Here is a 12,967-nt window from a genome sequence, read left to right on the forward strand (position 1 = left end):
CCACCCGGCGACCTGTGCGGCGACCCTTGCGGGCGTCCGGGCCCGGGACCATCATCACGCTCGTATGACATCCGGGATCAGGAGCGACGATGAGCGAGCGGACCAGCGCCGAACCGAGTTTGTCCGAGCCGGCAGCCCGTATCATCCCCTTCCCCTCGGCGCCCGTCACTCCGCAGATCGCCTTCGACCGGGCGGAACTGCGCGTCCTATTCAATCTCTACGGACGGATGGTGTCCATGGGCGAGTGGCGCGACTACGCCCTCGATTTCCGACGGGACAAGGCAGTGTTCTCCATCTACCGGCGCAGCTCCGAGATGCCGCTCTACCGGGTGGAGAAGGACCCCAAGCTCGCCCGGCGCCAGGGCGCCTACGCGGTGGTGGCGGCCTCGGGGCTGGTGATGAAGCGCGGTCAGGATCTGGCCCGGGTGATCGCCGTGCTGGAGCCGCCCCTGCGCGCGGTGTGAGGCGGCCACGGACCAGGACATGAAAAAAGGCCCCGGCGGTCACCCGCCGGGGCCTTTTTCGTTTCGTCCGGCGATCCGCGTTAGCGGCGGTCACCCAGGAGCGAGAGCAGCATCTGGAACATGTTGATGAAGTCCAGATAGAGCGTCAGCGCACCGTTCACGGACAGCTTGGCCGCGCCCTCGGCATCCGCGCCGCTGTAGAGGAACATCTCCTTCAGCTTCTGCGTGTCGTAGGCGGTGAGGCCGGCGAAGATGAGCACGCCGAGCACCGAGATGGCGAACTGCAAGGCCGAGGAAGCCATGAAGATATTCACCACCGAGGCGATGATCAGGCCGATCAGGCCCATGATCAGGAACGAACCCATGCCCGACAGGCTGCGCTTCGTCGTGTAGCCGTAGAGGCTGAGGCCGCCGAAGGTTGCCGCCGTGATGAAGAACACCCGCACCACGCTGGCGCCCGTGAACACGAGGAGCAGCGAGGACATGGACGCACCCATCACCGCCGCGAAGGCGAAGAAGGTCAGCCGGGCGGAGGCCGCCGACATGCGGTCCATCCGCATGGAGAAGATGAAGATGAAGGCCAGCGGCGCCAGCATGATCACCCACTTGAGCGGGCTGGTGTAGAGGAGCTGGCCGAAGGGGGTCAGCGCCACGCGTCCGGTCGCCGTCTGCGCGACGGCGGCCATGTTGAGGCCGAGCGCCACGAGACCGGAGATCCCGAGGCCGATGACCATGTTGTTGTAGACGCCGAGCATGAAGGTGCGCAGGCCCTGGTCGATGTCGACCTGGGTGCCGGCGTACCCCGTCGGCTGGGCGCCGACCCGGAAGGGGCTGTTGTCGAATGCCATGGGAGATTCCTTTGGAAGCTCTCTCAGCGTGTGATTTTACGAAACGAGGCTCACGCACAGGACCTCTGGCACCCTGAGATGCCTCGAACACAAATATGTTCCGTCCTCCCGCTTCGCACAAGAGGCCGGCCGAGCTTCAGCCGCGGGAATCTCGACGCTGCGCGGGCTGATTTTATTGACTTAAATCGGGATTAAAACACGATTCGTCATGATCGATCAGAACTGGCGCAGGTAGGGAGCCGGCTTCTGGCCGAGGATGCGCCAAGTGCCGGCAAGACCGAGAACGATGGCGAACACCACCGCCAACGTCGCCGCGACGAGGGCGCCCGACAGGTCGAGGGTGAACTCGAGCTTCATGACCCGAGTGACGATGACCCATCCGGCGAGCATCCCGGCCAGCAGCCCGAACACGGCGGTGGCGAGACCGAGCGCCCCGTATTCCAGGGTGTAGGCGGCAAGCAGCCGCCCGCGCGTCGCGCCGAGGGTCTTGAGGACGACGGCGTCGTAGAGGCGTGCCCGATGGCCGGCCGCGAGCGCCCCGGCCAGCACGAACAGGCTCGCCACCACGGCGATGCCGCTGGCGCCGCGAATCGCCAGGACGAGCTTGCCGACGACGTCGTTGACCGCCTCCAGGGCTTCCTTGACCCGGATGCTGGTGACCGACGGGTAGGCTTTGGCGACGTCGCGCAGGATGATCGCCTCGGCCTTCGCGTCGGAGCCATTGGGCAGGGTCAGGGTGGCGAGGTCCGAATGCGGCGCGCCCCGGAAGGTGCCGGGCGAGAACACCATGACGAAGTTGATGCCCAGCGACCGCCACTCGACTTTGCGCAGGTTGGCAACCTTGGCGGTCAGTGTCCGCCCGAGCACATTGACCGTCACGGTGCCGCCGACGGACAGGTTCAGGCTGCGGGCGAGTTCGGCATCGAATGATACGAGGGGCGCGCGCGCTTCCTCGGCGTTCCACCACGTGCCGGCGACGAGGCGGGAGCCCTCTGGGATGTCCTCCGCGTAGGTGATGCCCCGGTCGCCGTCGAGCACCCAGGCGGCGTCCTCCGGCGGTTTGATCGACGCGGCGGGCACCCCGTCGATGGCGGTGATCCGCCCGCGCATCATCGGGACCCGCTCGATCTTGGCGCCGGGAGCCTGAGCGCCCAGGAAGGCGTGGAAGCCGTCGGAATCGACCGCCGGGATGTCGAGGAAGAACAGGTTCGGCGCCCGGGCCGGCAGGGAATTGCTCAGGGTGTTGCGGACATTGGCGTCGATGAGGCTGAGCGTCACGAGGAGCGTGACCCCGAGGCCGAGCGACAGGACGATGGCGGGCGTCAGCGCGCCGGGCCGGTGCAGGTTGGCGAGCGCCATCCGGGGGGCGGCCGTGCGCGGGCGCGGCAGGCGCCGGGCGAGCGCCATCAGCCCGAGGGCGACGAGGCGCAGGAGCCCGAAGGCGATGGCGGCGGCGGCGATGAAGATGAGGGCGAGGCGCCGGTCGAAGGCGGTGGCGAGCGCCAGGGCCACGAGGCCCCCGAGGGCCGCGGCGAGGATCAGCTTGTAGCGCAGGCGGGTCTTCGCCGAGCCCGGATCGACCACGTCGCGGAACAGGCCCGAGACGGGGATGTCGTGGGCGCGGCCCAGGGGCAGGATCGCGAAGGCGAGCGCCGTCAGCAGGCCGTAGGCGGCGGCGAGCACCAGTTCACCCGGGGCCACCGTCGGGTTGAGGGGCAGCGGCAGGGACGTGTGGAACAGGGCATCGACGGCGAAGGGCAGGCCTGCGCCGAGGCCGAGGCCGATGGCGGTGCCGAGGCCGGCGATGAGCATGACCTGCGTGAGGTAGAGGGCGACGATCTGGCCGCCCGGCGCGCCGACGCTCTTCAGGGTGGCGATGGAGCCGCGCTTGCGCTCGACGAAGGCCGTGACCGCATTGGCGACGCCGACGCCGCCGACGATGAGGGCGGTGAGGCCGACGAGGGTGAGGAACTGGGTGAAGCGCTCGATGCTTTTCGCGAACCGCGGATCGGCGTTGGAGCGGGCCCGCATCTCCCAGCCGGCCTCCGGGGCGGCGGCCGCGATGGTGGCGGCGCGGGCATCGAGTTCGGCGTCGCTCGCTTCGGGGAGTTGCAGCCGGTAGCTCCAGCGGTTGAGACTGCCCGGCTGGACGAGGCCCGTGGCGTCGAGGGCGTCACGGGAGATCAGCATCCGGGGCCCGAAGCCGATGCCGTTGGCGATGCGGTCCGGCTCGGAGACCAGGGTGGCGCGGATCGCGATGGGCGTACCCGCAACGGTGATGCGATCGCCGACCTTGAGGTCGAGGCGGGTGAGGAGCACGGGATCGACCACGGCGCCGTAGGCCCCCTCGGCCTGTGCCAGGAGATCGGCCAACGGGGCGGCCGGCTCGGTGACGAGCTCGCCGGTAGCCGGATAGCCGTCCTCGACGGCCTTGAGTTCGACGAGCGCCGCGCCCTTGTCGCCGGCGAGCGCCATGGCCCGCAGCGTCGTGACCACGGTGACGCGGCCCTGCGCCGTGAGCACGTCGCGCTCGGCCGGCGTCGCCTCGCGGTTGATGAGGCTGTAGGTCAGGTCGCCGCCCAGAATCCGCGCGCCCTCGCGCCCGAGCCCGTCGGTCAGCGAGCGGGCGACGGAGGCGACGCCCGCGATGGCCGCGACCCCGAGCGCGATGCAGGCGAGGAACACGGCAAAGCCCGAAAGCCCGCCGCGCAGTTCGCGGGTGGCGAGGCGCAGGGTGAGGGGCAAGGCGAGGAGTATGCCGGGCCGGCGCTGTCGCGGGCGCTCGGAGGCCAGAGTTCCGTGCATGGTCAAGCCGCCAGGGCCGCTTCGACCCGGCCCGAGCGCAGGCTCACGGTCCGGTCGCAGAGCCGGGCGAGGCCGGGATCGTGGGTGACGAGGACGAGCGTAGCGCCCCGGTCGCGCTTCAGGGCGAACAGGAGATCGACGATCTGCCGGCCCGTGGCCTCGTCGAGGTTGCCCGTGGGCTCGTCGGCCACGAGAATCGCGGGGTCCGGCGCGATGGCCCGGGCGATGGCGACGCGCTGCTGCTCGCCGCCGGAGAGCTGCGCCGGATAATGGTGCAGGCGGTGGCCGAGGCCGACGGCTTCCAGCTCGGCCTTGGCGCGCGCATGGGCGTCGGGCTTGTCCGCGAGTTCGAGGGGCAGGGCCACGTTCTCCAGGGCCGTCATGGTCGGCACGAGGTGGAAGGCCTGGAACACGATGCCGATGCGCCGGCCGCGAAACCGCGCCAGGGCATCCTCGTCGAGGGCGCCGAGGTCCGTGCCCTCGACCACGATGGAGCCGGCATCCGGCCGCTCCAGGCCGGCCATCACCATGAGCAGGGTCGACTTGCCCGAGCCCGACGGGCCGACGAGGCCCACCGCCTCGCCCTTTGCGACATCGAGGGAGATTCCGCGCAGGACGTGGACGCGGGCCGCCCCCCGCCCGAGACTGAGATCGAGGCCGGCGAGGGAGATGGCGTGGGGCGCGTGTGCGGGTTCGGCCTTGCCGGACATCAATGGGAAACCGATCTGTGCGGAGATGAGGGCGGAAAAAATCAGGGTTGGGGTTTTGCCGGAATGGGTCGGTGCTCAGTGTCACGTTTCAGCGATATGGCCCGCCAAGCCGTGCGGCGCCACGTTCGCCTCTCCGTGGTTGTCGTGATGGCACTCTTTGCCGCACTCGGCCTCACCGCCTCCCCCGGCCGGACGGCCTCCGGTGAGCGGCCCGTGTCCCTCGTGGCGTTCGGCGACAGCCTCACGGCCGGCTACCGCCTGCCGGGCCCGGCCGCCTTCCCGGCGGTGCTGGAGCGGGCGCTCCAGGCCAAGGGCCGGGCCGTCACGGTGGCCAATGCGGGCGTCTCGGGCGATACCACCACGGGCGGCCTCGACCGCCTCGACTGGTCGGTACCCGACGGAACGGACGGCGTGATCCTCGAACTCGGCGCCAACGACATGCTGCGCGGCACCGATCCGGCCGTGACCCGCAAGGCCCTCGACACCATCATCACCCGCCTGAAGGCCCGCAACATTCCGGTGATGCTCGCCGGCATGCGGTCCTCGCCGAATCTCGGCCCGGACTACGTCGCACGTTTCGACGCGATCTATCCCGATCTCGCGAAGGAGTACGGCCTCGTCCTGTACCCGTTCTTCCTCGCGGGCATTGCCGGCGACAAGGCCTACAATCTCGAAGACCGGCTCCACCCCAACGTGAAGGGCGTCGAGACCATCGTCGACGGCATCCTGCCGAGCGTCGAGACCTTCCTCGATCGGGTGCAGGCGATCGGCCGCTGATGCCGCGCCTGTTCACCGGCCTCGAGATCCCACCCGCCATCGCCGAAATCCTCGCCCTGCGGCGCGGAGCCCTGACCGGAGCGCGCTGGATCGACCCGACCGACTACCACGTCACCCTGCGGTTCCTCGGGGACGTGGACGAGACCGTGGCGGAAGCTGTGCACGACGGCCTCGTCGCGGCGCGTGCCCGCCCGCCGCTCGATCTCGTCCTCGACGGGATCGGCGTCTTCGGCGGCGCGAAACCGCGCTCGATCCTGGCCACCGTCACGGGCGATCCCGCCCTCGTCGAGTTGCACGCCGAGCACGAGCGACTGGCGCGGGACGCCGGTGCGGCGCCCGACACCCGTCGATTCACGCCGCACGTGACTCTGGCGCGCCTCAACCGGCAGGCGAGCGCACTCGACGTGGCGCAGTACCTTACGGAATCAGGAGGATTCCCGCCCCTGCGTTTCACCGCGACGCGGGTCGCCCTGTTCTCGGCCCGCGCCTCGACGGGTGGCGGCCCCTACCTCGTCGAGGCCGCCTACCCGCTGGACGGATAGGGCGCGTCCCAGGCAGGCTTCGAGGCGACGCGGGTTTCCGCTCACCGAGACAATGGCTTGCTGGCTGGCATCGATGATCGCCCCGGCGCAAGCGAGCGAGGCAAGGCCGCGCCCCATGCAACCTGCCTTTCGGCGCGGGCGTCCCTCAATCCTGCAGGCCGATGACCTGGAAATTCGTATGCAGTTCGTCCGACATCGGCACGTTGAGGCGCTCTCCGTTGGGGAGGCGCTTGAGGAACCAGCGCTCGTAGAGCCAGCGTAGTTCGCGCGACTCGGCCAGCCGCACGAAGGTCGCCTGCACCAGGGTCGCGAGTTGCGGGTCGTCCTTGCGGAAGACGAGGCCGTAGGGCTCGAAGGAGAGCTTGTCCGGCAGGACCGTGAAGGCGCCGCCCTCGGGGCCGGCCCCCGCGATGAGCCCGTAGAGCAGCACGTCGTCGAGGCCCAGCGCGTCGGCGCGCCCGTCCCGCACCATGGCGAAGGATTCGGCGTGGTCCTTGCCCGTCACGAGGGTCACCGGAAGGGCGAGGCGCGCGAACAGGGATCGCAGGGCCGTCTCGTTGGTGGTGCCGGCCGTGACGGCCACGGTGCGGTTGGCGAGATCGCGATAGGAGGCGATCGCCGCGCCACGCCGCACCAGGAGCTTGGTGGCGCTGAAATAGGTGACGGGGGAGAATGCCACGCGCTTCCGGCGCTCGGCATTGGCGGTGGTCGAACCGCATTCGAGGTCGATCCGTCCCGAGATCAGGGCGTCGAGGCGGGAATCCGAGGTGACGGGCGCGTAGCGGACGGTGAGGTCCTTGCGCCCGGTCTCCCGCGCGATGTCGTCCACCACTTCGAGGCAGAGATCGACGGCGTAGCCCACGGGCTTGCCGGTGGCGTCCTTGAACGAGAACGGCAAGGAGCTTTCGCGGTAGCCGAGGGTGATCACGCCCGTCTCGGCCACGGTCTTCAGGGTGCCGCCGAGAACCTCGACGGCGCGGGCCGGCCCGGATGCCAGGAGCGCGACGAGGATGCCCAGAACGATGCGATGTCCGGTCATGACCGTTCCTTCCTCGCGGGAGAGCCCAGTAGCCCTACTCGGCCGGAAGCGGGCTGACATCCCGGTCGAGGCGCTGGTCGGTGAGTTCGAGCTGGCCCTCCCACTTGGCGACCGCCACGGTGGCGACGCTGTTGCCGAGCACGTTGGTGGCCGAGCGGCCCATGTCGAGGAACTGGTCGATGCCGATGATGAGGAGCAGGCCGGCTTCCGGAATCTGGAAGGTCGAGAGGGTGGCGGAGATCACCACCAGGGAGGCGCGCGGCACGCCGGCCATGCCCTTCGAGGTCACCATCAGGAGGAGCAGCATGGTCAGCTGCTGCCCCGTGGTGAGGGGGATGTTGTAGGCCTGGGCGATGAACATCACCGCGAAGGTGCAGTACATCATCGAGCCGTCGAGGTTGAACGAGTACCCCATCGGCAGGACGAAGGAGGTGATCTTGTTGGGCACGCCGAACCGCTCCAGGTTCGACAAGGTCTTGGGGTAGGCCGCCTCGCTCGACGCCGTGGAGAAGGCGAGGAGGAACGGCTCCTTGATGAGGTCGAGGAGGCGTTTCATGTGGTGGCCCACCAGCAGGAAGCCGGCGAAGGCGAGGAGGCACCACAGCATCGCGAGGCTGAAGTAGAACTCCAGCATGAACTTGCCGTAGGTCACAAGCACGCCGATGCCCTGGGTGGTGATGGTGGCGGCGATCGCCGCGAAGACCGCGATGGGGGCGAACCCCATGACGTAGCCGGTGATCTTGAGCATCACGTCGGCCAGCCCCTCGATCCCCTGCGCCAGAAGCTTGCCCTTCTCGCCGAGCGCCGCGAGGCCGACGCCGAAGAAGATCGAGAACACCACGATCTGGAGGATCTCGTTGTTGGCCATGGCCTCCACCGGGCTCTTCGGCACCAAGTGCGTGACGAACTCCTTCAGGGAGAGGGAGGCGGCCTTGAGGTTGGTGGTGGCGCCGGCATCGGGGAGCGGCAGGTTGAGGTTCTCGCCCGGCCGCAGGATGTTGACCATAATCAGGCCGAGCAGCAGCGAACACAGCGAGGCACCGACGAACCACAGCATGGCCTTGCCGCCGACCCGGCCGACGGAGGCGGTGTCTCCCATGTGGGCGATGCCGACGACCAGGGTGGAGAACACCAGCGGCGCGATGATCATCTTGATCAACCGCAGGAACACGTCGCTGATCAGGGCGATGTAGCCGGAGATTTCCTTCGAGGTCTGCGGATCGGGCCAAGTGACGTTGCACAAGTAGCCCACTGCGATGCCGAGCAGCATGCCGATGAAGATGTACGTCGTGAGCCTGGACTGCATCGGAATTCCTCCCCCGACGCGCCCACGCACGTCCGGCGACTTGCCGCCGCAAGCCAACACACGGAAAGTCCTCGCACGGACCATGCCACCGGCCGAAAACCTTATTCGGCGCCGTCCGAACGGACCGAGTGCCGCGATGTCTTGCCGGGGGTGGGGCCGTCTCCAGTGAAAGGCTAGCGTTTTTCCAGTCCCGTGCAAGCGGCACATCGGGAATTCTTGCGCCGCCTCAGGATTGCCCGGCGTCGCCGGACGTGCGGCCGGTTCAGGCGGCGCGCAGGCGGGCGGCGGCCTCGGCGGAACGGCGGATCACCGCCTCCTCGGGCAGGCCGGCCGGGACGACCCAGCTTCCACCGACGCACAGCACGGGCTTGAGGGCGAGCCAGTCGGGCGCGGTGGCCTCGGTGATGCCGCCGGTGGGGCAGAAGCGGACCTGATGGAACGGGCCGGCCAGCGCCTTCAGGGCCTTGATGCCGCCGGCGGCCTCGGCGGGAAAGAACTTGAACCGGTCGAGCCCGTGGTCGAGGCCGCGCATGATGTCGGCCGAGTTGGCGATACCGGGCAGGTAGGGGATGCCCCGGTCGATGGCCGCGCGGGTCAGCGGCTCGGTGAGGCCGGGGCTGACGATGAACTTCGCCCCCGCGTTGATGGCGGCGTCGAGGTCGCGCGGGTTGAGCACGGTGCCGGCCCCCACCACCGCGCCCTCGACCCGCGACATGATGCGGATCACCTCGAGGGCGGCGGGGGTGCGCAGGGTCACCTCCAGGGCCGTGAGCCCGCCGGCCACCAGGGCCCGGGCGATGGGCTCGGCATGGGCCACGTCCTCGACCACGAGGACGGGGATGACGGGAACGGAGCGCATCAGCGCGTCGATGCTGGTCATGGGGCGGTCCTCGAAGGTACGGGGTGGGTCAAAGGCCGGCAGCGGCCAGCATGGCGGAGGCGCCCTGCTCGGCCCCGTCGGCGCCGTGGCGCAGGAAGGCGAACAGCTCGCGTCCGGTGCCGAAGGCGGGCGCCGGGGCGGTGGCCTCGTCGCGGGCCTCCCACTCGGCGGGATCGACGAGGACTTCGAGGCTGCCGTCCTCGGCGCTCAGGCGCACCACGTCGCCGTCGCGGATCCTGGCGAGCGGGCCCCCGCCCAGCGCCTCCGGGCTGAGGTGGATCGCCGCCGGGACCTTGCCGGAGGCGCCCGACATCCGCCCGTCGGTGACGAGGGCGACACGGAACCCGCGATCCTGCAGCACCCCGAGCTGGGGCGTGAGCTTGTGGAGCTCCGGCATGCCGTTGGCGCGCGGGCCCTGGAAGCGCACCACCACCACGACGTCGGTTTCGAGTTCGCCGGCCTTGAACGCCGCCATGACGTCGTCCTGATCGTCGAAGACGCGGGCTGGCGCTTCGATGGTCCAGCGCGACGGCTCGACGGCGCTGGTCTTGAAGGTCGCCCGGCCGAGATTGCCCTTCACCAGCCGCATGCCGCCGTCGGCCTGGAACGGACGCGCGGGGCCGCGCAGGATGCTCTCGTCGTGGGACCTCTCCGGGGCGTCCTCGAACACCAGGGCATCGTCCACGAGCTTGGGATCGCGGGCGTGGTCGCGCAGGCGCCCACCCGCGACGGTGAGGATGTCGTCGTGCAGGAGCCCAGCATCGATGAGGCTGGCGATGACGTAGGACATGCCGCCGGCGGCGTGGAAGTGGTTCACGTCGCCCGAGCCGTTGGGATAGACCTTGGCGACCTGCGGGACCACGGCCGAGAGCCGGTCGAAATCCTCCCAGTCGAGGACGATGCCGGCGGCGCGCGCCATCGCCGGCAGGTGGATGGCGTGGTTCGTCGAGCCGCCGGTGGCGAGCAGGCCCACCACGGCGTTGACGATGGCCTTCTCGTCGATGCAGCGGCCGAGCGGCCGGTAATCGTTGCCGTTGGCGCCGATCTCGGAAAGGCGATGGACGGCCGCCCGCGTCACCGCCTGGCGCAGCTTCGTGCCCGGATTGATGAACGAGGCGCCGGGCATGTGCAGGCCCATGACGTCCATCATCATCTGATTGGAGTTGGCGGTGCCGTAGAAGGTGCAGGTGCCGGCGCCGTGATAGGAGGCGGACTCGGATTCGAGCAGCTCGTCGCGCCCGACCTTGCCCTCGGCGTAGAGTTGCCGGACGCGCTGTTTCTCCTTGTTGGCGATGCCCGACGGCATGGGCCCGGCCGGGATCAGGATCATCGGCAGGTGGCCGAACCGGAGCGCCCCGATGATGAGGCCCGGCACGATCTTGTCGCAGATGCCGAGCAGCGCCGCCGAATCGAACATCCCGTGGCTGAGCGCGAGGGCGGTGGAGAGCGCGATGGTGTCGCGCGAGAACAGGGACAGCTCCATGCCGCGCTGGCCTTGCGTGACGCCGTCGCACATAGCCGGCACGCCGCCCGCGACCTGCGCCGTGGCGCCCACCTCGCGGGCGAAAAGCTTCATCTGGTCGGGGTAGCGGCCGTAGGGCTGATGGGCCGAGAGCATGTCGTTGTAGGCCGTGACGATGGCCATGTTCATGCTGCGCCCGGCCCGGATCGCCGGCTTGTCCTCGCCGGAGGCCGCGAAGCCGTGGGCGAGGTTGCCGCAATTGAGCATCGGTCGGTGGACGCCGTGGTCGCGCTCGCGGGCGACGAGGTCGAGATACGCCGTTCGCGTTGGCCGTGAGCGTTCGATCACCCGCGCGGTGACGGCGGCGATCTCGGGGTGAAGCTCGGTCATGACATTTCCTCGCATGGCGCGAAGTCTGGAACTCTTGAAACCATGGCGGCGCCGCCGTGGCTAGCCGGACGTCCCCGTTCGCCTGGACAGACGGGGGCGTCTGTCGGCTTCGGGCTCAATGCCCTGAGGCAAGGGCCGCGCCGGGTTTGTCGTGGGTGGCGAGGCGCTCCACCATCGACGCCGTGGCGGGGTTCATGCCGACGACCGCGACGGGCACGCCGTGGCGGCGGAACTTCAGCACGACGCGGTCGAGGGCGTTGATTCCGGTGATGTCCCAGAAGTGCGCTGCCGAGAGGTCGATGACGAGGCCGTCGAGATCCTCCTCGCGAAAGTCGAAGGCGGCGTGGAAGGCCTCGGCCGTGGCGAAGAAGATCTGCCCCGTCACCCGGTAGGTCCGTGTCGTGCCGGTGCGCTCGGAGCCGGCGGCGAAGAACCGCGTCACCTTGTGGGCGAAGAACAGGCCGCTCAGCACCACGCCGAAGAGCACGCCCCGGGCGAGGTCGTGGGTCGCCACCACCACCGCCACGGTGCCGAGCATGACGAGGCTCGAGCTCTTCGGGTTCGTCGTCAGGGCGACCAGCGAGCGCCACTGGAAGGTGTTGATGGAGACCATGATCATCACGGCGACGAGGGCCGCCATGGGGATCTGCGCCACGTAGGGTCCGAGGACGACGATGAGGAACAGCAGGAACGCGCCCGCCCACAGGGTCGAGAGCCGGCCGCGCCCGCCCGACGAGACGTTGATCACCGACTGGCCGATCATCGCGCAGCCGGCCATGCCGCCGAAGCACCCGGCGGTGATGTTGGCGAGGCCCTGGCCGGCGCATTCGCGGTTCTTGTCCGAGCCGGTATCCGTCATCTCGTCGAGGATGGCGGCCGTCATCAGGCTCTCCAGCAGCCCGACCATGGTGAGGGTGAGGGCGTAGGGCAGGATGATCCGCAAGGTCTCCAGGGTCAGTGGCACCTGCGGCAGGGCGAAGACCGGCAATTCGGTGGGGAGTGCCCCCATGTCGCCGACCCGGTGGATCGGAAGACCGAGCACCATGGCGACGGCGGTCAGCAGCACGATCGTCACCAGCGGCGACGGCACCGCCTTGGTGAGGTACGGCAGGCCGTAGATCAGCGCGAGGCCGATGGCCGTCATGGCGTAGACGGTGGGGCCCTGCCCCAGCAGTTCGGGCATCTGCGCCAGGAAGATCAGGATCGCCAGGGCGTTGACGAAGCCGGTCACCACGGAGCGCGAGACGAAGCGCATCAGGTTGCCGAGCTTCAACGCTCCGGCACCGATCTGAAGGAAACCCGTCAGGATCGTGGCGGCGAAGAGGTGGCCGAGGCCGTGCTCCTTCACCAGGGTCACCATCACCAGGGCCATGGCGCCGGTGGCCGCCGAGATCATCGCCGGGCGCCCGCCCGCGAACGCGGACACCACGGCGATGCAGAACGACGCGTAGAGGCCGACCTTTGGGTCGACTCCGGCGATGAGGGAGAACGCGATGGCCTCGGGGATGAGGGCGAGCGCCACCACCGTCCCGGCCAGGAGTTCGCGCGTGATATCGGGAGCCCACTCGCTCCGCAGGTGTCGTCGGGTCATGAAGAAGGTCCGTCCACCCCGCGCGCCGGGTCCCATGGGACGGCGTCGTCGGGGGATGCGTGAAGAGACACGCCGAAAGAGGGCGTGCCGATGCGAAGCAGGATTTCGCGTGGTGAGCGGCCTACGGCGGCCCGAGACGGCAATACAGGCGTG

General features: G+C 69.3%; 11 protein-coding genes. 3 read left to right on the top strand and 8 right to left on the bottom strand.

Annotated elements, in window-relative coordinates:
* Nucleotides 1–89: 89 nt before the first annotated feature.
* Nucleotides 90–464 carry a DUF2794 domain-containing protein gene (locus MKK49_RS13990; protein WP_244029366.1) on the top strand — a complete coding sequence of 125 codons (375 nt, stop codon included), beginning with the start codon at nt 90–92 and terminating at the stop codon, nt 462–464.
* Between the two features lie 80 nt (nt 465–544).
* Here the strand turns inward: MKK49_RS13990 and MKK49_RS13995 are convergent, their stop codons facing one another.
* The 3 genes from MKK49_RS13995 to MKK49_RS14005 all read right to left on the bottom strand — a co-directional run bounded on the left by MKK49_RS13995 (nt 545) and on the right by MKK49_RS14005 (nt 4,827).
* A complete protein-coding gene (locus tag MKK49_RS13995; RefSeq protein WP_244029368.1) occupies nt 545–1,312 on the bottom strand; it encodes a Bax inhibitor-1/YccA family protein in 768 nt (255 codons plus the stop codon).
* Between the two features lie 216 nt (nt 1,313–1,528).
* Complete coding sequence (locus MKK49_RS14000) at nt 1,529–4,117, bottom strand: ABC transporter permease (protein WP_244029370.1); 2,589 nt, start codon at nt 4,115–4,117, stop codon at nt 1,529–1,531.
* A 2-nt stretch (nt 4,118–4,119) separates the two neighbouring features.
* Nucleotides 4,120–4,827, bottom strand: coding sequence for an ABC transporter ATP-binding protein (locus MKK49_RS14005; RefSeq protein ID WP_244029372.1), 708 nt, complete (start codon nt 4,825–4,827; stop codon nt 4,120–4,122).
* Between the two features lie 147 nt (nt 4,828–4,974).
* Between MKK49_RS14005 and MKK49_RS14010 the strand changes: the two genes are divergently transcribed.
* Both MKK49_RS14010 and thpR read left to right on the top strand, forming a co-directional pair.
* A complete protein-coding gene (locus MKK49_RS14010) occupies nt 4,975–5,604 on the top strand; it encodes an arylesterase (RefSeq protein ID WP_244029374.1) in 630 nt (209 codons plus the stop codon).
* The gene (gene thpR / locus MKK49_RS14015) at nt 5,604–6,146 is read left to right on the top strand and encodes an RNA 2',3'-cyclic phosphodiesterase (RefSeq protein WP_244029376.1); all 543 of its coding nucleotides are present in this window, start codon (nt 5,604–5,606) and stop codon (nt 6,144–6,146) included. The genes MKK49_RS14010 and thpR overlap by 1 nt, the downstream gene beginning before the upstream one ends.
* A gap of 145 nt (nt 6,147–6,291) precedes the next feature.
* Here the strand turns inward: thpR and MKK49_RS14020 are convergent, their stop codons facing one another.
* The 5 genes from MKK49_RS14020 to MKK49_RS14040 all read right to left on the bottom strand — a co-directional run bounded on the left by MKK49_RS14020 (nt 6,292) and on the right by MKK49_RS14040 (nt 12,814).
* Nucleotides 6,292–7,185, bottom strand: coding sequence for an amino acid ABC transporter substrate-binding protein (locus tag MKK49_RS14020; RefSeq protein ID WP_244029378.1), 894 nt, complete (start codon nt 7,183–7,185; stop codon nt 6,292–6,294).
* A gap of 34 nt (nt 7,186–7,219) precedes the next feature.
* A complete protein-coding gene (locus MKK49_RS14025) occupies nt 7,220–8,491 on the bottom strand; it encodes a dicarboxylate/amino acid:cation symporter (RefSeq protein WP_244029381.1) in 1,272 nt (423 codons plus the stop codon).
* A gap of 262 nt (nt 8,492–8,753) precedes the next feature.
* Nucleotides 8,754–9,371 carry a bifunctional 4-hydroxy-2-oxoglutarate aldolase/2-dehydro-3-deoxy-phosphogluconate aldolase gene (gene eda / locus MKK49_RS14030; protein WP_244029383.1) on the bottom strand — a complete coding sequence of 206 codons (618 nt, stop codon included), beginning with the start codon at nt 9,369–9,371 and terminating at the stop codon, nt 8,754–8,756.
* A 28-nt stretch (nt 9,372–9,399) separates the two neighbouring features.
* Nucleotides 9,400–11,223 carry a phosphogluconate dehydratase gene (edd, locus tag MKK49_RS14035; RefSeq protein WP_244029385.1) on the bottom strand — a complete coding sequence of 608 codons (1,824 nt, stop codon included), beginning with the start codon at nt 11,221–11,223 and terminating at the stop codon, nt 9,400–9,402.
* Nucleotides 11,224–11,338: 115 nt separating this feature from the next.
* Entirely contained in the window at nt 11,339–12,814 is a 1,476-nt protein-coding gene (locus MKK49_RS14040; protein ID WP_244029387.1) for a SulP family inorganic anion transporter, read from the bottom strand.
* Nucleotides 12,815–12,967: the final 153 nt, after the last annotated feature.

Source organism: Methylobacterium sp. J-090, from assembly GCF_022829345.1.
In the GTDB taxonomy this organism is placed as follows: Bacteria; Pseudomonadota; Alphaproteobacteria; order Rhizobiales; family Beijerinckiaceae; genus Methylobacterium.